The sequence below is a fragment of the Pectobacterium parmentieri genome, from assembly GCF_001742145.1.
Classification (GTDB): Bacteria; Pseudomonadota; Gammaproteobacteria; order Enterobacterales; family Enterobacteriaceae; genus Pectobacterium; species Pectobacterium parmentieri.
The window spans coordinates 4919784-4941476 of the sequence record NZ_CP015749.1 but is presented as its reverse complement, the minus strand read 5'-3'; the positions used below and the strand labels follow the sequence as shown (position 1 = coordinate 4941476).

Sequence of the window (21693 nt, the reverse complement as noted above, 5' to 3'; positions counted from 1 at the left end):
TTTGCGCAGCCGGAACGCTGAGAACCTTTCGCTGCCCGGCTTAACCCTTTACAATGAGGCGTTCTCAACGGGGTGCGGAAAATTTTTCGCTGAGAAGATACCCGTCGAACCTGATCCGGTTAATACCGGCGAAGGGATTTGAGAGTGTGGCTTATTGCTGCCTCGAAGTCCTTTGCCACCCTATGATTCTCAGGAGTGCAAAGTGTTAAATCAATTATTACACCGTTCAGCCATCGTGCTGAAAACCAGCCTGCCTTGTCTGTTACTGCTCTCAGCATCCGCTTTCGCCAAGCCCGCGCTTACCGTTTATACCTATGATTCATTCGCTTCAGAGTGGGGTCCAGGACCTGTCATCAAGACCGCGTTTGAAAAAGAGTGCGAGTGCGAGCTGAATTTCGTCGCGCTGGAGGATGGCGCATCGCTGCTGAACCGTCTGCGTATGGAAGGAAAAAACAGCAAAGCGGATATCATTCTGGGGCTGGACAACAACCTGTTGCAGGCTGCGGAGCAAACCGGCCTATTTACACCACACGGTCAGGACACCAGCACTGTTACGGTGCCAGGGGGGTGGAGCAATAAAACGTTCGTTCCTTACGACTATGGCTATTTCGCGTTTGTATATAACAAAAACACGCTGAAGAACCCGCCGAAAAGCCTGCATGAACTGCTGGACAGCAACGCACCGTGGAAAGTGATCTATCAGGACCCGCGCACCAGCACGCCGGGACTAGGTCTGCTACTGTGGATGCAGAAAGTGTACGGCGACGACGCGCCGCAAGCCTGGCAGAAGCTGGCGAAAAAAACCGTTACCGTGACCAAAGGCTGGAGCGAAGCCTACGGCCTGTTCCTTAAAGGGGAAGCGGATCTGGTGCTAAGCTATACCACATCACCGGCCTACCACATCATCGAAGAGAAGAAAGACAACTACGCAGCGGCCACTTTCAGCGAAGGACACTATCTGCAAATCGAAATCGCCGGGCAGTTGGCTTCCAGCAAAAATCCCGAGCTGGCAAAACGCTTTATGAAGTTCATCCTGAGCCCGACTTTCCAGCAGGCTATCCCTACTACCAACTGGATGTATCCGGCGGTGAAAACTGAACTGCCTGCGGGCTTCGCGACGCTTGCCGTACCTGAGAAAGCGATGCAGTTCAGCGCACAAGAAGTCGCCGACCAAAGGACGCAGTGGATTCAGGCATGGCAACGCGCCGTCAGCCACTGATCGGCGGACGTCTGTGGCCAGGGCTACTGGCCACCACGCTGTTAATTTCCGTTGCCGTACTGGCTTTTGGCGCACTGTGGATACAGGCGCCAGAAAGCCAGTGGCGCACGCTATGGCATGACAGCTATCTCTGGCATGTCATTCGGTTTACCTTCTGGCAGGCTTTTCTCTCCGCGCTATTTTCTACCGTTCCCGCGATCTTCCTCGCCAGAGCGCTGTACCGACGGCGCTTCCCCGGCCATCGCTGGCTGCTTCGCCTGTGCGCGATGACGCTGGTGCTGCCCGTGCTGGTGGCCGTTTTTGGCCTACTCAGCGTGTATGGCCGACAAGGCTGGCTGGCCTCTGCATTGGGCTGGTTTGACCTGAAATACACCTTTTCGCCTTACGGACTGCAGGGCATTCTGCTGGCACACGTCTTCTTCAATCTGCCGCTGGCAACTCGGCTGCTGTTGCAGTCACTGGAAGGTATTGCCACCGAGCAACGTCAGTTAGCCGCCAATTTGGGCATGAATAGCTGGCAACATTTCCGTCTGTTGGAATGGCCTAATCTACGCAGGCAGATTTTACCAACCGGTGCGCTGATTTTTATGCTCTGCTTTGCCAGCTTTGCCACGGTTCTGTCACTGGGCGGTGGCCCGCAGGCAACTACGATTGAGCTGGCGATTTATCAGGCATTGAGCTTTGATTACGATCCTGCACGCGCGGCGCTACTGGCATTAATTCAGATGGTTTGCTGTCTTGGTTTAGTGCTGCTGAGCCAGCGGCTGGGACGTATTCTGCCTATCGGCAGCACACAGCAGCTTGCATGGCGTAACCCGCAGGATAGCGCCTTGAGCCGCCTCACCGACGGCCTGCTGATCGGCGCACTATTGCTGCTGGTCATTCCCCCTTTGCTGGCCGTGGTCGTTGATGGCGTGAACCGCTCACTGGTTTCCGTGCTGCAACAGCCCGTGCTCTGGCAAACGCTGTTTACCTCACTGCGCATTGCCTTAGGTGCAGGATTACTGTGTCTGGTATTAACCATGATGCTGCTCTGGAGCAGTCGCGAGCTTAAGTTACGCCAGAAGCCACTCTACGGGCAGTTGATGAATCTGAGCGGTATGCTCATCCTCGCCATGCCCGGTATTGTGCTGGCAACCGGCTTTTTCCTGCTGCTGAATAACAGCATCGGGCTGCCGCAATCCCCCTATGCGCTGGTGGTGTTCACGAATGCGCTGATGGCAATTCCATATGCCATTAAAGTGTTGGAAAACCCGATGCTGGACGTCGCCGAGCGCTACAACCGGCTCTGTACATCGCTGGATATTCGCGGCTGGCAGCGGCTGAAGCTGATCGAGCTGGCTGCGCTGAAGCAACCATTAGCACAGGCGCTAGCCTTTGCCTGCGTGCTGTCGATTGGGGATTTCGGTGTTATCGCGCTATTCGGTAATGAGCAATTCCGCACGCTGCCGTTCTATCTGTACCAGCAAATTGGCTCCTATCGCAGCGCCGATGGCGCGGTCACGGCACTGCTGTTGATGCTGCTGTGCTTTATGTTATTTACCCTGATTGAGAAACTGGCAGGCCGTCATGATCGCGCTTGAGAAATTAACCTACTTCTATCAGCACTTACCCATGCGTTTTGATTTTCACGTCAAACCGGGTGAGCGCATCGCCATCCTTGGCCCCAGTGGCGCAGGAAAAAGCACGCTGCTGAACCTGATTGCCGGTTTTCTGATGGCGGATAGTGGCGAATTACGGCTTAACGGTGAATCTCACCGCGAGACACCTCCCGCTAAACGACCCGTTTCGATCCTGTTTCAGGAAAACAATCTGTTTCCTCACCTTACGATTGGGCAGAACATCGCGCTGGGATTGCACCCCGGTCTGCGGCTCAGTGCCACACAGCGTGAAACGCTACGGCAGATCGCCGATCGGGTTGGTTTGGCAGATCTTTTGGATCGGCTACCGTCGCAGGTTTCCGGCGGACAGCGTCAGCGCGCAGCATTGGCACGCTGTCTGGTGCGTCATCAACCCATTCTACTGTTGGATGAACCATTCTCGGCACTCGATCCGGCGCTGCGTCAGGAGATGCTCGATCTGGTTGAAAGCGTGTGCCAGGAGCGTCAGTTCACGCTGCTGATGGTGTCCCACAATCTGGATGATGCCATGCGGATCGCAAAACGCACGGTACTGATCGTGGACGGGCAGATTTATTATGATGGGCCGACTCAGGCGTTACAGGATGGCAGCGCCGAGGCCGCCACCATCCTGGGGATTTCACGCTCTTCTTAAGATCGGGGAATCAAGGCAAAGCCTGATAACGCAGGTTACTGAACGTAACGTCGCCCTCGCCCGATGCATAAAGAGCAGGCCGCAAGCTGAGGAAGTCATACGCAACGTTATGATGGTAGCCGGACACTTCCATCTGCACCGAATATTTCTTCCACGGTTCCTGATCTGAGGTTCGGGTGTAAAACGTCACGATATGGCGATCGTTTTTCATCCGAATTTGCACCTCATTACCCGTGATGTGCGGCAATTTCTTTTCTGCTCTTTCCAATCCATAACGGTGCATGACCGTGCCATCCTGATTAAATGACAGCCCGACATACAGCTTCGCGTTATAGAACAGCAGTAAGCCTGCCTGCGCTCCAGGAGCAAAGCTCGCGGTGACCTCAATTTGATAGGCCTGATCGCCGGGGATCATCGTCAGCGGCGCGCTGTCTTTCGGCGACGTTCCTTTTGCCTTCAGGTGCAGCTTGCCGTCTTTAAGCGTGACCCGTTTCAACTCTTCCGCATTGGCGCGGTAGAAATGCCAGCGGGCTGGAAATTTCTCGTTGGTAAAGCTATCAGACCAGCCAATACCGTGAGGCACCGCTTCACCTCCAGCCGGTTTGCGGATCGGTTTACCGGTATCGAATCCAGCAGAGGTAAACCAGCCATCGTTCCCCCAGACGATCGGCTCCAGCATCGCCTGACGTCCCAGCGTCATAAAACCGTTTTCATAACCGTGATACATCATGTACCAATTTTTATCCGGCCCTTCGATCAGCGTTGCGTGGCCGCGTGACCACCATTTTTCTGAACGATCCTGCGTGCGGATAATCGGGTTATGCGGTGAGTTTTCCCACGGCCCGTTGATCGATTTCGATCGTGCGGCAATCACCATATGTCCGGTTGGTGGCCCTGCCGTACCACCTTCCGCCAATACCATATAGAAGTACTCGCCGTGGCGCAGCATCTTCGGCCCTTCCTGCGAGAAGCTTTCCACATCCCACTCTTCCGGATACTGCCATCCCTGATAGACCACTTCCATTTCACCGACCGTCGACAGCCCATCGTCGGTTAACTGCACCCGGTTGCCGCCAGACATAAAGATGTAACGCTTGCCGTCCTCTCCCACCACATGACCGGGATCGCTGGCCGGATTTTTCAATCCTGTATCTTTCGGTACTGTCCACGGGCCGCGAATATCATCGGCGGTAATCACATACAGCGTTTTCTTTTTCGTTCCTTTGGCGTCGATAATCCGATTTGTAGTGAAATAGATATAATATTTGCCGTCATGTTTCACCAAATCCGGTGCCCAAATCGCGTCAACGGGCGTCGTTATCGCAGGGCCAAGCGGCTGCCAGTTCACCAGATCGCGCGAGTGCCAAATCAGCAGCCCAGGGATATCGTCAAAGGACGAAAACGTCATGTAGTAATCAGCGCCATCCTTGATAATAGTGGGATCAGGATGATCGCCCGCAATAATCGGGTTGAGATAGCAACCATTCCCCAAATCCGCCTGACGCTGCTGTTCAATACCGCGCATCCATTCATTGGCAGGGCCAGCCTGACAGGCCATTGCCTGGCTGATACCCATCGCCATCAGCAGGAGCCCACTCAATACGCTTTTCCCCACCATTCGGGAGATACTCATTTATTCCCACCCACTATCTCAATGATTATTTTATCATTTATAACATTGAAACCCTGTTCCAATTGTGAAAAAAGTCACGCTTCTCTGGTTGTGTGGCGAAAAATAAAGCAGTAATAACAGCATTAAATGTCGATAGATTGTGATCCTGTAGGCATATTCGGTTTTTATCCCTTGTGGGTATTGTGTCTTTTTATGCTGCTGTGCTTATATGAATTGGCAATTGGTTCATTACTTATTCGAACACAAATAACGTAAACAGGATCCCCGTGACGCACTACTCTTCTTCCACTTCAGCACTACTAAGCACCGCGCATGTTGACGCGGTCGTCGTCGTGCGCGTGGTGGTCGTGGTCGTCGGCAGCAGCGCGCCGTAACGGGTTCCGAATCGAAGATTCTCAAACCCCGCCGGCGCCAGCCGAGCGGGGTTTCTTGTTTCTACCCTCCCCGCTCCGACACCGCACCGGCCCTGATGAAGGATGTAAACATGCGTTATACAGGCGCTCAGTTGATTGTTCGGTTGCTCGAACAACAGGGCATCACCACCGTAGCGGGTATTCCAGGCGGCGCAGCTCTGCCGTTATATGATGCGCTGGGTCAAAGCCAGACAATTCGCCACGTTCTGGCTCGACACGAGCAAGGTGCGGGATTTATGGCGCAAGGCATGGCGCGCGCCAGCGGGAAAGCCGCCGTTTGTATGGCCTCCAGCGGTCCGGGGGCAACCAACCTGCTCACCGCCATTGCTGATGCCAAACTGGATTCAATCCCGCTGGTGTGTATCACCGGTCAGGTGCCTTCCAGCATGATCGGCACCGATGCGTTTCAGGAAGTCGACACTTACGGCATCTCTATCCCCGTCACCAAACATAATTATCTGGTGCGTGACATCAACGAACTGCCGCGCGTGATCCCAGAAGCATTTCGCATCGCGCAGTCGGGTCGCCCCGGCCCGGTGTGGATCGATATTCCAAAAGACATTCAGAACGCGACCATTGAACTGAGCGAACTGCCGAGCGTCTTTCCTCTCGATACGCCACCCGCTATCGCACAACAGGATATCGAGCGAGCAGCGGCCATGATTAACGCGGCACAGCGTCCGGTTCTCTATCTGGGCGGGGGGATTATTAGCAGCGTTGCACACGAACAGGCGGTTCAGTTGGCGGAGCGTTCCGGCCTGCCAACCACCATGACGCTGATGGCACTAGGCTCAATGCCTGTCGATCATCCTCTGTCGCTGGGTATGCTTGGCATGCACGCCGCACGATCAACCAATCTGATCTTACAGCAGGCAGATTTGTTAATTGTGCTGGGTGCGCGTTTTGACGATCGCGCGATTGGTAAAGCGGAGCAGTTTTGCCCGCAGGCCAGCATCATCCACATCGACATCGATCCCGCCGAGTTGGGCAAGATCCGTCAACCACACGTGGCGATCAATGCCGATGTTGCGCAGGCGCTGGATCACCTACTGCCGCATATTACCTCACAGTCGCGTGACGTATGGCGCGCCACCGTCCGTGGGTTGCAACAGGAATTTCCGTTCAATATGCCGAATGCTGACGATCCGTTAAGCCATTATGGTCTGGTTCAGGCCACCGCGCAGGCGCTAACGGATGATGCGATCATCACGACTGATGTCGGCCAACACCAGATGTGGGTGGCCCAATCTTATCCGCTGCGTCGTCCACGTCAGTGGCTGACATCCGGCGGGTTTGGCACGATGGGCTTTGGCTTGCCTGCGGCGATTGGTGCCGCACTGGCCGAACCGGAGCGTACCGTGGTGTGTTTCTCAGGTGATGGCAGCCTGATGATGAACATTCAGGAAATGGCGACTGCGGCAGAAGAAGGGCTCAACGTAAAAATCGTCCTGATGAATAACCAGTCACTCGGTCTGGTTCACCAGCAACAGGATATGTTTTTCCAGCAGCGCATCTTCGCTGCAGATTACCGCTATAGTGCGAATTTCCTCGCCATTGCCGCAGGTTTCGGCTTTGCGACTTGCGATCTGAACGCGGCAACCGACCCACAGGCCGCGTTGAAAGAAGCGCTCAACCAGCCGGGGCCAGCGCTGATCCACGTAAGCATTGATGCTAATGAAAAAGTTTTCCCCATCGTGCCGCCGGGCGCAGCGAACATCGATATGATCGGAGATTAATGACTATGTCAACTCAAGCAACTTCAAATCAGGTCACGCTAGAACTCTCTGTGCGCAACCACCCCGGCGTGATGTCACACGTTTGCGGTCTGTTTGCCCGCCGTGCATTTAACGTAGAAGGTATTCTGTGTATGCCGCTGGCAAGTGGTGAAGAAAGCCGAATCTGGCTACTCGTCAAAGATGACCAGCGACTACAGCAGATGATCAGCCAGGTAGAGAAACTGGAGGACGTCCTTCAGGTACGCCGTCACGGTGAAGAAATGCGTATTTTCGAGCAGGTCGCCGAGTTTTACTGTTAAATCTGGCAAGGGCCGGGAACCTCCCCGGCCGGAATAGAGGCTACCCGTTGAGCACCTGCCATAGCAGGTGCCGGTAAACTGGCATCAACGGGTGCTGAATCAGCGCGATCAACGATGCAACCGCCGCCACAGATATCGCCGGAACCGCCCAACGCAGGCGTCTGAGCGGCATCATTCTGCTAAACCAATCAAGATGTTTACGCTTATCACTGCGCCACCAGCGCCAGTTTAACCAGCCTGCGACCCACACGGCGACGGCCGTTACCAATAATAACCACTTAAAACCCGCGCTGTTCGTGTCTGCGGGAATATCAATTGCCACCCCAGCCAAAATGCCGGGTAAGAAATAGGCTGGTGGCCACAGCAGGCAGCCGATGATATTCGGCACGGCAAATTTATACGGAGGCAACCCCAGCATTCCCGCTACCATCGGGATTAACGGCCGCGTCGGGCCGACAAAGCGCCCGATCAATATCGTCGGCATTGGGTGTTGATACAGAGCATATTCGGTTTTATTTACTAATGTCTGATACTTTTTCAGGAAAGACCAGTTATGCAGCGGCGCTTTGAAACGCACGCCAATAAAATAGGAAATCCAATCCCCTAGCAGGCAGCCGATAATTCCAGCCGCCCACGCAGGATACAGCCCCATTTGTCCGCTACCGATTAGTGCCCCCAGCGTTGCCATCATCACCGTGCCCGGCAACAGCAGGCCCACCAGAGCCAGAGATTCCAGAAAGGCAACCAGCATGACGGCGATCAGCGAATACGCGAGTGATTGGGTAACCAGATGATCCAGCCACGCTTCCATAAAACCTACCCATATTTTATAAAAACAAGGATTGTCTGGATCATAGCAGAAGCCGTCAACTCCTGATTGCTGGTCAATTCTTTTGCACCGTAGGGCATCAACACTTATGATAGCGGTCATTTTTTGCCACCGTGCCGCTCTGCCACTATGTTTTTTAAACTACTCAATCATTTCGGGCTACGACGTCTTATCCTATTACTGGCAGTGGCAAGCGCATTAGTGACGCTGGCAAACAGTTTTTATGCCAGCTATCGCGTCCAGCGAGAGCTTCTGATTGATAACACGCTTGAAGCCAATCGCGTCTACGCCACCAAACTTGCTGCAATGACCCATTCTTTCTTTAAAGAATCCCAGCAGCAGTTAGCCTACAGCACAAACATCGTCGCTTCCCAAATGGATGACAAAGTCACACTGCTAAAAGAAGCAGACCGCCTGCGGTTACAGACCAGCAACTTCAACTCTGTCGTCATTGCAGATGAAAAAGGTGTCGTCAGAGCCACGTCACCCGATACGTTCCAATTAATCGGGAGAAACCTGACAACAGATGGCGTACTCGAAGCGTTGAAAGAAAAGCGGCCCCTCATCAGTCAGCCCTATATGTCTGCCGCGAATAACCTTATCGTGCTGATATCGTCGCCGATTTTCACACGAGATGGCCGATATAAAGGGTTTATCGGCGGATCGATCTATCTTAAGCAGCCCAGCGTTCTTAACACGCTCTTAGATAAACACTATTACCGCGACGGCTCTTATATTTATGTCACCGATAAAAACAGAAGGATGCTGTATCACCGCGATATGGAGCGTATTGGTAAGGTAGAAACCAACGATCTAAAGATCGACATGCAGCGCGAGGATAATGGTAGCCAGCATATGGTGAACTATCTGGGCGAGAAAATGTTAGCGGGTTATGCCGTTGAATCGACCTCACAATGGGAGATTGTGGCGCTTCGTCCAACAGAGACCACGCTGAAACCACTGGATGGACTGATGCTGAACGTTCTGCGTCATACGCTACCGCTAGCGCTGCTCACTATCTTGTGCGTCTGGCTGCTTGCCCGGCTCATCGCGCAACCTCTCTGGCTGCTGGCTCGCAGTGCCAATAAGATGGATGCGACGGACGTTTCCGACGATATCAGAAATATCCACTCTTGGTATTTTGAAGCTTCTCAGCTCAAGCAGGCGATGTTGCTGGGTATCGATTTATTACAGCGCAAAATTGGTAAGTTACGCTCTGAGGCACACTCAGATCCGATGACTGAACTGCTCAACCGTCGTGGGTTGGACAGCGTTCTTCGCTACTGGCAGATGGGGCAAAAAAGCTTTGCGGTCATCGCGCTCGATATCGATCGCTTCAAACGCATCAATGACACCCACGGTCACGACGTCGGGGATACCGTCATTCGCTATCTCTCACAGCTTATTCGCACCAGCTCGCGCGAGGCCGACATTCTATGCCGCAGCGGCGGTGAAGAGTTCCTTATACTCCTGCCCGAAACCAGCCAGGATGAAGCTATCAAGATTGCGGAACGATTACGCCAACGCACGCAGGAATCCACGATACCTGTCGTGGGCAACATGACGATCTCATTAGGCGTTGCCCTGTGGGAGCCGGGCACCAGCGGTATGTCGATCGAGCGAACCTTCAAGCTCGCGGATGAAGCTCTGTATCAAGCTAAGCAGGAAGGCCGCAACCGTGTGGTTTCAGCCTTAAGCGACGAACATTAATTCCCGATTTCCCCTGTCTTTTTATGGTTCAAACCATTGTTGGTAGTCAGGCAGATCATGATGAAGCCGTTGGTTACTATCACCGGGCGGGCGGTAGCGTGCGCCGGAAGTGAGATGCCCAGGGAAACGGGGGCCTACGGAGGAGAGTCTTATCATGAGTTTAGAATTAGTTGCAGATTTGAACGCCCAAATCGCTCAAGAAACACAAGAGGAGATATTATTAACGTTGCAAAGTAAGTATCAAAAAGTTTATACATCAACATCTGAAAACTCTGGTTTTGTCAGATATGGTGAAGAATATAAAATTAAAGCACCCCCGCTCTTTGATATTTTCATTTTAAAGGATAAGGTTATTTTATCGATATATGGTAATTTAACCGATCAGAGAACAATCACAGATCAAGTTAGCAATGCTTTTTTGGCGAAAAATATCTCTATTTATTTTTCGGAAGAATAGCGAAAAATATTAATTATTAAAAAAATAAAACCCATCCACAACTCAATCGCACATTTATGAATTAAACATGAAAATAAAATTAAAAGTAAATAATAAGCCTGTTGAGCTAGATGAATTTTTAAATGAAGAAGAAATGGAGTTATCTCCTTTCCACTTTTCTCTTGTCGAACTATCTCAATATTTAAATGGTTTTATAGATATTACATTCAACGATAATTTGAATGTTAGACTAGATTTATTTTCTGATTTCTCAATATGTCTTGAAGATATCATCGACTCTATAAATGCAGCAAAAACAAACCATTGCAAAAGAGAAAAAATATGGTTTTGCGAGCAGGGATCTGATTTTTACATATATTACAAAGTGAATGAAAATATACTCTCCCTATCTTATAAAAAAGGGGAGGAAGTAGGAGGAATCAACAAAGAAATGCCTGACTTTATCGTTCACATTGACACATCAGAATATATTGAAAAGTGGAGGAATGTTTTTCAAGAATTACGAATTCTCTTTGAACAAGTACTGCATAAAAAAATCCCTTCACCTTTTTAACAGTAGTAATAATAGATAGATGGCTAAGTCAACTTTCAATCAAAGACTCGTTAACATGAACATGAGAGAAATAGAAACTAAATATGGTGTAATTTACGGAAGAAATGCGCTTATCTTGTCAAACACAGCGCTTAATCTCCACCCTTTTGAGTTCATTGTGACATCATCGTTATCATTGATGGCATGCAAGCCATCAATAAAAAAGATGTCCTTATTAAATTTTCATTTACTGACATAGAAAATTTATCGATCTACAAAACAGACGATTACCCTTATGAAAAATACACTGCATCAAGTTTTGATGAAGTTGAAGGGGAATATAAAAGAGATAACAAAAGAATAGTGCTAAGCACCTACGATCACGTTTTTGATATCATTGGAAAATGCGAAGTAATATATTCTTAATTAAATAGGAGTAAAATTAAATAGTTAGAATTATTTCTTATTACATTCTATGGTAGCTGTATATTCCAAAATTTTGAATATTAAAGATCATGTTTAAAATAAACAGAAAGTAAACCCGTTGTCAGAGTCGGAGAGCACAGCGCTCACCGTAGGACAGTTGCACAAGCTGTAGCCTATAATGGCTTCGACATGACAGTTCTATTCCGGCACCACTGGACATTACCTGTATAAATAACCATACTTATCCCCACCATCCTTCCTTATCTCGCTTGCTATAAAAGGCCGCTTAGTGACTCAGGTTCGTCAGGGGTTTCTACTGACCCGCCACTGGCACGATACGCCAGCAGGCACGCAGGTTGAATTTTGGCTGGCCACCGATGAAGGCCCGCTGCTCGCACGACTGCCGGTACAAGAGGCCATCGCCTTTATTCCCGTACAGCAAGAAGCCCGCGCAAGAATGCTTTTACAGCAGGAAAAACGCTGGCAGTTAAAACCGCTCGCTATGCAGGATTTCCATCATCAACCGCTGTTGGGGCTGTATTGCCCGCAATACCGTCAGCTACTGCGGCTGGAAAAGTTACTGCGTGAAGGTGGCGTTCAGATCTACGAAGCGGATATTCGCCCGACTGAGCGCTTTCTGATGGAACGCTTTATCACCGCTCCCGTGTGGCTAAGCGGCACACTTATGTCAGATAACCTGCTGACACAAGCCCGCATGAAGTCGAATCCCGATTACCGTCCGACGCTCAGGCTGGTATCGTTAGATATCGAAACCAACCGCCACGGCGAGCTTTACTGCATTGGGCTGGAAGGCTGTGGACAGCGCCAGGTTTACATGCTCGGCCCACCGAACGGGATACCTGCTGAACGCGATGATTTTACGCTTGAGTATGTCGCCAGCCGCCCGCTATTGTTGGAAAAGCTGAACGCCTGGATGCAGTTGCACGATCCCGATGCCATCATCGGCTGGAATCTGGTGCAGTTTGACCTGCGCGTTTTGCAAAAACATGCCGAACGCTACAACATCCCTCTCAAGCTGGGGCGTAATGGACAGGCGCTGGAATGGCGAGAACACGGCTTTAAACAGGGACATTTCTTTGCCAGCGCCACCGGCCGTCTGATTATTGACGGTATTGAAGCGCTCAAGTCCGCGACGTGGAATTTTGCCTCGTTCAGTCTGGAATTTGTCGCGCAGTCGCTGCTGGGGGAAGGCAAAGCCATCGACACGCCCTATCAGCGGATGGATGAAATTGACCGTCGCTTTGCCGAAGATAAGCCCGCACTCGCTCGCTATAATCTGCAAGATTGCGAACTCGTCACGCGTATTTTTGACAAAACCGAGCTTCTTCCCTTTTTACTGGAACGCGCCAGCGTCACCGGGCTGGCGGCAGACCGCAGCGGGGGTTCCGTTGCAGCATTTTCCCACCTCTATTTACCGCGCATGCATCGTATGGGTTACGTCGCCCCTAATCTGGGCGAGGTTGCGCTTGAGGCCAGCCCCGGTGGATTTGTCATGGATTCGCGTCCCGGCCTGTATGACTCAGTGCTCGTGCTGGATTACAAGAGCCTCTACCCCTCGATTATCCGTACCTTCCTGATCGACCCGGTCGGGCTAGCGGTGGGAACGCAGAATCCAGACACTCAACATGCCGTATCCGGTTTTCGCGGGGCATGGTTCTCCCGCGAACAGCACTGTTTACCTGCGATTGTCGAGCAAATCTGGCAAGGGCGTGAAGCAGCGAAGCGCACCAACAATAAGCCGCTATCACAGGCATTGAAGATCATCATGAATGCCTTTTACGGCGTACTGGGTGCTACCGGCTGTCGCTTCTTCGACCCGCGCCTCGCCTCCTCTATCACCCTGCGCGGTCATGAAATCATGCGTAAAACGCGCGAGCTGATCGAAGAACAAGGCTATCAGGTCATTTATGGCGATACCGACTCCACGTTCGTCTGGCTTAAGTACTCGCACAGTGAAGAGGAAGCCGCAAAAATTGGCAAAACGCTGGTACAGCACATTAATCAGTGGTGGACACTGCATCTGCAAGACACCCAACAATTAACCAGCGCGCTGGAGCTAGAGTTTGAAACCCATTTCCGCCGCTTCCTGATGCCAACGATTCGCGGCGCAGAGCAAGGCAGTAAAAAGCGCTACGCCGGAATGATCGACACGCCACAAGGCGAAAAGATGGTGTACAAAGGGCTGGAAACCGTGCGTAGCGACTGGACGCCGCTGGCACAGCAGTTTCAACAACAACTTTATCTGCTGATTTTTCAGCAACAAGCTTATCAGGACTGGCTGCGAGATTATGTCGATCGAACTCTGAACGGCGATTTTGACGATCTGCTGATTTACCGTAAACGACTACGTCGCAAGCTGGATGATTACCAGCGCAACGTGCCGCCACACGCCAGAGCCGCGAAGATCGCCGATGACTATAACCGCCAGCAAGGGCGGCCGCTGCAATACCAAAACGGCGGCTGGATCAGCTATGTGATGACCGTCCACGGCCCTGAACCACTGGAAACCCGGCATTCACCGTTAGATTACCAGCATTATATAGAACGCCAGCTCCAGCCCGTCGCGGACGCTATTCTGCCTTTCCTTCATGACGATTTTGCTACACTGGTGACAGGTCAGATGGGATTATTTTAAATAGAAGCGGTTAATTCACAGCACAGCAAGTTTGAGAGGTGACGAACGCGCTGTCATCCATTACCATAACGCCCTTTCTGAATTTGCATCAGCAGCATTATCAGCAACCGATAATGTAATCAGACATTCCCCCGACACAAACGACATCGAGCTAAGAATTTATGCCTTTTACACTTGGTCAGCGCTGGATCAGCGATACAGAAAGCGAACTTGGACTGGGAACGGTTGTTGCCGTCGATACGCGTATGATAACGCTGCTTTTCCCTGCCAGCGGTGAAAACCGACTTTATTCCCGCAGCGATGCCCCCATCACCCGCGTGATGTTCAACCCCGGCGACACCGTTACCAGCCATGAAGGTTGGCAGCTCAAGGTTGATGACGTGCGGGAAGAAAAAGGGTTGCTGGTGTATTGCGGCCAACGCCTGGACGATGAAACGCAGGCAGAACTGCGTGAAGTCTTTTTAGACAGCAAGCTCACGTTCAACAAACCGCAAGATCGCCTGTTCGCCGGACAGATTGATCGTATGGATCGCTTTGCTCTGCGCTATCGCGCCCGCAAGCACCAGAACGAGCAGGCACTGCAACAATGGGGCGGTTTGCGCGGCATGCGTGCCAGCCTCATCCCCCATCAGCTTCACATCGCTCATGAAGTTGGCCAACGCCATGCGCCACGTGTTTTGCTGGCGGACGAAGTCGGTCTGGGGAAAACCATTGAAGCCGGAATGATCATCCACCAGCAACTGCTGGCGGGTCGTGCCAATCGCGTGCTGATTATCGTACCGGAAACCCTGCAACATCAGTGGCTGGTCGAAATGCTGCGCCGCTTTAACCTGCTGTTCTCACTGTTTGACGACGAGCGCTATGCCGAAGCCAAGCTGGACAGCAGCAATCCGTTTGAAACTGAACAGTTGGTGATCTGCTCACTGGGATTTGTTCAACGCAGTGCCCAGCGTTTTGCACAGTTGGTCAACGCCGACTGGGACCTGCTGGTGGTGGATGAAGCCCACCATCTGGTTTGGAGCGAAGAGAGCCCCAGCCCGGAATACCAGGCTATTGAAGCTCTGGCTCGCGCGACCCCTGCCGTTCTGCTATTAACCGCAACGCCGGAACAGCTTGGGCAGCAGAGCCACTTTGCGCGCTTACGCCTACTCGATCCCAACCGTTTCCACGACTATCAGGAATTCGTTGCCGAACAGCAGCAGTACCGTCCAGTCGCCGATGCCGTCACTCTGCTATTAGCGGGTGAAACCGCTCAGACGGCTGAGCTAAATGCGCTGAGCGATCTTCTGGGTGAACAGGACATTGAGCCGTTGCTGAAATCCATCAACAGCGACAGCGACGACAACCAGAAAGCACGTCAGGAACTGATCACCATGCTGATGGATCGCCACGGCACCAGCCGTGTGCTGTTTCGCAATACGCGTCAGGGCGTTAAAGGCTTCCCGCAGCGTATCCTGCATCAAATCCGTCTGCCGCTGCCGTCGCAGTACCAAACCGCCATTAAAGTTTCCGGCATTATGAACGCGAATAAGCCGTTGGAAACACGCGCCCGCGATATGCTGTATCCAGAACAAATTTATCAACAGCTCGAAGGGGACGATGCAACCTGGTGGAACTTCGATCCGCGTGTCGAATGGTTGCTGAACTACCTGACTGCCAATCGTGATGAAAAAGTGCTGGTAATCTGTGCTCAGGCCGCCACAGCGCTACAGTTGGAGCAGGTGCTGCGCACGCGTGAAGCGATTCGCGCCGCCGTCTTCCATGAGGGATTGTCTATTCTGGAACGTGACCGCGCCGCCGCCTATTTCGCTTCCGAAGAAGAAGGCGCACAGGTGCTGATCTGTTCAGAGATCGGCTCAGAAGGCCGTAATTTCCAGTTTGCCAGCCATCTAGTGATGTTCGATCTGCCGTTCAACCCCGACCTGCTGGAACAGCGTATTGGTCGTCTGGATCGTATCGGGCAAGCAAAAGAAATTCAGGTTCTGGTGCCGTATCTGGAAAATACTGCACAGGCCATGTTGGTACGCTGGTATCACGAAGGGCTGGATGCGTTTGAACACACCTGCCCGACAGGTCGCACTATCTATGATGCACACCATACGCAGTTGATTGAGCGACTGACGACCGTCGGCGAGCAGCAGGGATTGGATGAATTTATCCATACTTGCCGTCAGCAGCACGACAGCCTGAAGCAACAGCTTGAACAAGGCCGCGATCGTCTGCTGGAAATGCATTCTAACGGTGGCGAGCAGGCTCAGTTGCTGGCACAGGCCATTGCAGAACAGGATAATGACGTCAATCTGGTGACATTTGCCCTGAACCTGTTTGATATTGTTGGCATCAATCAGGAAGATCGCAGCGATAACCTGATCATACTGACGCCATCCGATCATATGCTGGTGCCGGATTTCCCAGGTTTGCCGCAGGACGGCTGTACGATCACCTTCGATCGCGATCAGGCGCTTTCCCGCGAAGATGCACAGTTTATCAGTTGGGAACACCCGCTCATCCGTAACGGGCTCGATCTGGTGCTGTCCGGCGATACCGGAAGCTGTGCGGTTTCCTTGCTGAAAAATAAAGCGCTACCAGTCGGCACACTGCTGGCTGAGCTAGTTTACGTTGTGGAAGCTCAGGCACCAAAACACCTGCAACTGACCCGTTTCCTACCGCCAACACCGGTTCGCCTGCTGATGGATCGTAAAGGCACGGATCTGGCGGCACAGGTTGAGTTTGAGAGCTTCAACCGCCAGCTCAACGCGGTAAACCGCCATACGTCCAGCAAGCTGGTGAATGCGGTGCAATCCGATGTTCATGCCATGCTGCAACAGGCAGAAGCATTGGTGGAAACGCAGGCGCGTCAGCTTATCACCGAAGCGCAACAGCAGGCCGATCTGCAACTGCGCCGCGAGTTGGAACGTTTGGAAGCACTGAAAGCCGTCAACCCTAACATTCGTGAAGACGAACTGACCGCGCTGGAAAATCAGCGCGAGCAGGTGTTAAGCAACCTGCACGAAGCCAACTGGCGTCTGGATGCGATCCGTCTGGTCGTGGTGACGCACCAGTAAGCGTTGCTTGCTGCGGTATAGGCATAACGCTATACCGCAGCCATAACAACATGTTGTTTGCAAAATCGAGAGACACGAGCCCGAGGCCGCCCTGCGGGAACCTCATTCACTTGAGGTTCCTGCTACCACAAAGCCTAGACGTAATCAGCATCAATCTTGACCACCTTAGTGGCATCAGCAGTAGCTCTCAGTTAGCCACATTCACTAAACAACTCCACTTTTCGAAACTCATTAAAAAATAAAGGAAAATATTTTTCCCATAAAATCAATGAGAAATCGGCGAATAACAAAAGCTGCAGAATTTATACTCAGTCATGCAAATGCCGTAATGTTGTCGGAAGACGCTTATATTTTTTAAAAAAGTATCGCCAGATTGCTGGGTAGGATTGTAAGTATCCCTGCAAAACGGCCCATTCACTTTTAGAGATCTTCCGACATACTGATTATGTCACTTGAGGAGATCGTCATGCGTAAAGCCCGATTCACTGAGCACCAGATCATCGCCGTTCTGAAGTCCGTCGAAGCTGGACGTACCGTCAAGGATGTCTGCCGCGAAGCCGGCATTTCCGAAGCCAGCTATTACAACTGGAAAGCGAAGTTTGGTGGTATGGAAGCTTCTGATATCAAAAAGATGAAAGATCTGGAGGATGAAAATCGTCGTCTGAAACAGATGTTTGCCGATCTGAGTCTCGAGTGTCGTGCTCTGAAAGATGTCATCGAAAAAAAGCTTTAAAACCAGCGATAAAGCGTGAGCTCGTCAGTTACCTGACCGCGCAGTTTGCGATGAGCATACGCCAGGCATGCAGGACATTGTCGCTGAGCAGGACGGTGTATTTTTATCAGCCGGACACCTGTCGTGATGAACCGGTGATCCAGGCTCTGGCGGAGGTGGCTGAACGCTATCCCCGTTACGGTTTTAAGAAGCTGTTTCAGGTGCTGCGCAGGCAAGGCAATGCCTGGAATCATAAACGCGTTCATCGCATTTACTGCCTGCTGAAACTGAATTTTCGCCGTAAGGGAAAGCAACGTCTGCCGGTGCGCAATCCGACTCCGCTGGCGACGCCGGAAGCACTGAACCAGAGCTGGTCGATAGATTTTATGCATGATGCGCTGGTCTGCGGCAGACGCTTTCGGACCTTCAATGTGGTGGATGACTTTAACCGCGAGGCTCTCGCAATAGAAATCGATCTGAATATCCCGGCGCAGCGGGTGGTCAGAGTACTGGACAGGATCGTGGCAAACCGTGGTTATCCGCTGAAACTGCGGATGGACAATGGCCCGGAGCTAATCTCGCTGACTTTGGCACAGTGGGCTGAAGAGCATGGCGTGATGCTGGAATTTATCAAACCGGGAAAACCAACGCAAAATGCCTTCATCGAACGTTTTAACCGAACGTACCGGACAGAGATACTGGATTTTTATCTGTTCAGAACCCTGAATGAAGCGAGGGAAATCACAGAACGCTGGCTGACGGAATACAACAGCGAGCGGCCTCATGAATCCCTGAATAACCTGACGCCGGAAGAGTACCGGCTGATGGCTGAAAATCCGGAAATCTCAAAAAGTGTGTGGAACTAAAACAGGTGTGCTTACAGGATCACCTGTCAGAAATCCAGAAGGGCGGGATTGATTATGTAATGAAAGTAATAGAAAGTGCTTTAAAAGCTAATAAAAAAAATCCGGCAGGTTTTATTATGGACACGAAAAAAATTAAAGAAATGGAAGAATTACTTTTTGCTTTAGATAAACAAAAGGCAGATGGTATTACTAGAGTGTTGGGGTTTGTGGTTGGCCAAGGTATTGATGAGAAATATAAAACCATAAAAAACATTGTTAGTCCAGAAGGATTGCAACAGATAACTTTATGGTTTGGGAGTCAAAAAACTGTTAATGATGCTTTCGGCATAAACATCATGACGCATTCGCAAGTAAGAAACAATGGGAGCATTAAATAATGAGCCGCTATGATGATATTAACAATTACTTCCATAGTGAAAACAATATTCACATGGATAAAAAAAGATATTTACATTTATTAACAGACTCCTATGAAATGTATTTGGATGATATCCGGGACAACCCCCATGAATTGTATATGACCTCAAAGATTTTTTTCGAAAGGATATCTTCCGGACATATGTATTATTACATGTGGGAGCTGTTTTTTGAAAAAAAAATCAACAACCAAATGTTATGTAATTTCATTGCTTTTGAATCAATGTATCTATTTGTAGAATATACATCAAACCCTGAAAATATTGATAATTTTAAGGCCACCTTATCTCGACAAGGTTGTGCCCTACTTTCCTTTTTAGCTTGTCACAAAAATGATATTACAGCATATTGCAGTCCTTTTATTTTTGATAAATTAAAAAATATAAATGATATACATAGAGATGATTTAGATTGCCAAAAACTAGGTATATTAGTAATTGAAATGCTTGCAAGTGAGAATAATCAAACCATCAATTGGGATTCTATGGGAATTCCTTTTGACCGTTTTTATCGCGATTTTGTTAAGGAAGCTTTATACTCAAAAGATGAAAAAATATTAACGGATTGGCTCAACGCACTTTGTGATAATCATTTAAAATGGTCAGCTCGTTCTGAGCTTGTTGAGAACGAATCGCCGCTTTTAGGCTATGAAATATCAGAAGACTATCAACTTCTATGGCCATTTGAATACCTGGCTGTGAAGAACTTTCGTGCTAAACATGGGTTAAGTACTCCAGAGATTGATCATCCGTTACTCAAAACGCCAATGGCAATCGATCACCGTCCCGACTTTAGCCAATGGCAAGCACCGGAATGGTTTTATCCATTACTCGATAAGCTCATTGCTATTAATCCGAAAATTTCCTTTGCCAAGGATCTCTTTAAATAATGAATTTCCAGCCATAGAACATAGGGGTAAAATGAATTGGGAGGAGCCATTTTCATACAATAAATACTCTGATGGTGTTAGGTAAATAGATCAAAGCGATCACCGGCGGTATCAGTGCCGGTGCGGGAACTAGGAAATCGGGCTGTTCGGGCGAGTGGAATAACTCACCATCCAGAAAATATGCAGAGATTGCTGAGTGATTTGAGAGATTAAAGAAAGTCAAAAAATGGTATAATAGCATTAGGATTTATTGTCGAAAAAAATGCAGATGATAAACATAAAAAATATAGTCAACTCAGAGGAACTTCAACAACTGACGTTGTGGTTTGGAAACCAAGATATTGTTAAAAATCCCTTCGGAGTTGACATTTCATGTCATTCACAAGTTCGAGGTAATAAAGGTAATTTTAAATGAACCAGAGATTCAATGAAATCAGAGATTACTTCTACAGTAGAAACGACTCCGGCATGGATACTGAAAGATATGTTAATTTAACAAATGAAGAGGGTGATGTATATTTAGAAAAATTAAATAAAATAGGAAACTCACCCGAGAAGACATTCATAACATCGAATAGCCTCTTTGAAACCATAGCCCCTAGCCATGCATACTACTATTCATGGAATATTATTTTTAATAAAAAAACAACCAACCAATACTTATGTAATTACATTGCTTTTGAAGCCATGACTCTTTTTAGCGACTATGGTTCGTACAAAGACCACACCGAATATTTTTATATCCCCATACATAAACAAGGTTTGGCATTGCTTTATTTTATGGCTTGCCAACAGTTTAATTTATCTGAACGCTGCTATCCATTTATAGTTGATGGTTTAAAAAGTACAATTATAGATGACTTTAAGGATCTAGAAGTACAAAAACTAGGTATATTAGCGATTGAGATGCTTGCAAGTGAGAATAATCAAACCATTGATTGGGATTCTATGGGAATTCCTTTTGACCGTTTTTATCGCGATTTTGTTAAGGAAGCTTTATACTCAAAAGATGAAAAAATATTAACGGATTGGCTCAACGCACTTTGTGATAATCATTTAAAATGGTCAGCTCGTTCTGAGCTTGTTGAGAACGAATCGCCGCTTTTAGGCTATGAAATATCAGAAGACTATCAACTTCTATGGCCATTTGAATACCAGGCTGTGAAGAACTTTCGCGCTAAACATGGGTTAAGTACTCCAGAGATTGATCATCCGTTACTCAAAACGCCAATGGCAATCGATCACCGCCCCGATTTTAGCCGATGGCAAGCACCGGAATGGTTTTATCCATTACTCGATAAGCTCATTGCTATTAATCCGAAAATTTCCTTTGCCAAGGATCTCTTTAAATAATGAATTTCCAGCCATAGAACATAGGGGTAATATGATTAGGGGGAAACTATCTTTCATACAATAAACACTCTGATGGTGTTCGGTAAACAGATCAAAGCGATCAGCGGCAGTATCCGTGCTGGTACGGGAGCCAGGAAAATCAGGCCTTTCGGATAAGTGAACAGCCCACCACTCAGACAAAGGTTGAAAACTCCAAGCAGGCCAAGG

The 21693-nt window shown here is 49.7% G+C and carries 16 protein-coding genes and 1 riboswitch; of the genes, 14 read left to right on the top strand and 2 right to left on the bottom strand.

The genetic code is table 11. The annotated features are described in order from the left end of the window. Nucleotides 1-58 precede the first annotated feature (58 nt). Nucleotides 59-155: riboswitch (TPP riboswitch) on the top strand. A gap of 80 nt (nt 156-235) precedes the next feature. The 3 genes from thiB to thiQ are packed head-to-tail and all read left to right on the top strand — an operon-like array spanning nt 236 to nt 3493. Then, nucleotides 236-1219 (top strand): thiamine ABC transporter substrate binding subunit, encoded by a 984-nt coding sequence (gene thiB / locus A8F97_RS22480; protein ID WP_141650735.1) that lies wholly within the window; start codon nt 236-238, stop codon nt 1217-1219. Then, a complete protein-coding gene (thiP, locus tag A8F97_RS22475) occupies nt 1195-2802 on the top strand; it encodes a thiamine/thiamine pyrophosphate ABC transporter permease ThiP (RefSeq protein ID WP_033072159.1) in 1608 nt (535 codons plus the stop codon). The genes thiB and thiP overlap by 25 nt, the downstream gene beginning before the upstream one ends. Further along, the gene (thiQ, locus tag A8F97_RS22470) at nt 2789-3493 is read left to right on the top strand and encodes a thiamine ABC transporter ATP-binding protein ThiQ (protein ID WP_033072160.1); all 705 of its coding nucleotides are present in this window, start codon (nt 2789-2791) and stop codon (nt 3491-3493) included. The genes thiP and thiQ overlap by 14 nt, the downstream gene beginning before the upstream one ends. 10 nt (nt 3494-3503) lie before the next feature. On the opposite strand, the gene A8F97_RS22465 is transcribed toward thiQ, so the two are convergent. Then, on the bottom strand, nt 3504-5126 hold the full coding sequence (locus tag A8F97_RS22465) for a family 43 glycosylhydrolase (RefSeq protein WP_033072161.1): 1623 nt from the start codon (nt 5124-5126) through the stop codon (nt 3504-3506). Nucleotides 5127-5610: 484 nt separating this feature from the next. Here A8F97_RS22465 and ilvB point away from each other — a divergent pair, with 484 nt between their 5' ends. Continuing rightward, on the top strand, nt 5611-7275 hold the full coding sequence (ilvB, locus tag A8F97_RS22455; RefSeq protein ID WP_033072162.1) for an acetolactate synthase large subunit: 1665 nt from the start codon (nt 5611-5613) through the stop codon (nt 7273-7275). Between the two features lie 5 nt (nt 7276-7280). Then, nucleotides 7281-7574: an acetolactate synthase small subunit gene (gene ilvN, locus A8F97_RS22450; RefSeq protein WP_014701457.1), complete on the top strand. Its 294-nt coding sequence runs from the start codon at nt 7281-7283 to the stop codon at nt 7572-7574. A gap of 40 nt (nt 7575-7614) precedes the next feature. Here the strand turns inward: ilvN and A8F97_RS22445 are convergent, their stop codons facing one another. Further along, complete coding sequence (locus tag A8F97_RS22445) at nt 7615-8385, bottom strand: DedA family protein (RefSeq protein ID WP_025920447.1); 771 nt, start codon at nt 8383-8385, stop codon at nt 7615-7617. 147 nt (nt 8386-8532) lie between these two features. Between A8F97_RS22445 and A8F97_RS22440 the strand changes: the two genes are divergently transcribed. The 9 genes from A8F97_RS22440 to A8F97_RS22390 all read left to right on the top strand — a co-directional run bounded on the left by A8F97_RS22440 (nt 8533) and on the right by A8F97_RS22390 (nt 21486). Next, the gene (locus tag A8F97_RS22440) at nt 8533-10113 is read left to right on the top strand and encodes a sensor domain-containing diguanylate cyclase (protein ID WP_033072163.1); all 1581 of its coding nucleotides are present in this window, start codon (nt 8533-8535) and stop codon (nt 10111-10113) included. A 154-nt stretch (nt 10114-10267) separates the two neighbouring features. Continuing rightward, entirely contained in the window at nt 10268-10570 is a 303-nt protein-coding gene (locus tag A8F97_RS22435; RefSeq protein WP_033072164.1) for a hypothetical protein, read from the top strand. Nucleotides 10571-10637: 67 nt separating this feature from the next. Further along, entirely contained in the window at nt 10638-11123 is a 486-nt protein-coding gene (locus A8F97_RS22430) for a hypothetical protein (protein WP_033072165.1), read from the top strand. A 694-nt stretch (nt 11124-11817) separates the two neighbouring features. Next, nucleotides 11818-14184, top strand: a complete 2367-nt coding sequence (locus A8F97_RS22420; RefSeq protein ID WP_033072166.1) for a DNA polymerase II — start codon at nt 11818-11820, stop codon at nt 14182-14184. A gap of 161 nt (nt 14185-14345) precedes the next feature. After that, on the top strand, nt 14346-17249 hold the full coding sequence (rapA, locus tag A8F97_RS22415; RefSeq protein ID WP_015731258.1) for an RNA polymerase-associated protein RapA: 2904 nt from the start codon (nt 14346-14348) through the stop codon (nt 17247-17249). Between the two features lie 466 nt (nt 17250-17715). Continuing rightward, nucleotides 17716-18827, top strand: a protein-coding gene (locus A8F97_RS22405) for an IS3 family transposase (protein WP_099092839.1) whose coding sequence is annotated in 2 segments (ribosomal slippage) — nt 17716-17977 and nt 17977-18827 — 1113 coding nt in all. Because the reading frame shifts where the segments join, the coding sequence is not laid out codon by codon here. A 59-nt stretch (nt 18828-18886) separates the two neighbouring features. After that, nucleotides 18887-19204, top strand: a complete 318-nt coding sequence (locus A8F97_RS22400; protein ID WP_025920170.1) for a hypothetical protein — start codon at nt 18887-18889, stop codon at nt 19202-19204. Next, nucleotides 19204-20133 carry a hypothetical protein gene (locus tag A8F97_RS22395; RefSeq protein ID WP_069704217.1) on the top strand — a complete coding sequence of 310 codons (930 nt, stop codon included), beginning with the start codon at nt 19204-19206 and terminating at the stop codon, nt 20131-20133. The genes A8F97_RS22400 and A8F97_RS22395 overlap by 1 nt, the downstream gene beginning before the upstream one ends. A gap of 411 nt (nt 20134-20544) precedes the next feature. Beyond that, complete coding sequence (locus A8F97_RS22390) at nt 20545-21486, top strand: hypothetical protein (RefSeq protein WP_069704216.1); 942 nt, start codon at nt 20545-20547, stop codon at nt 21484-21486. Nucleotides 21487-21693 lie beyond the last annotated feature (207 nt).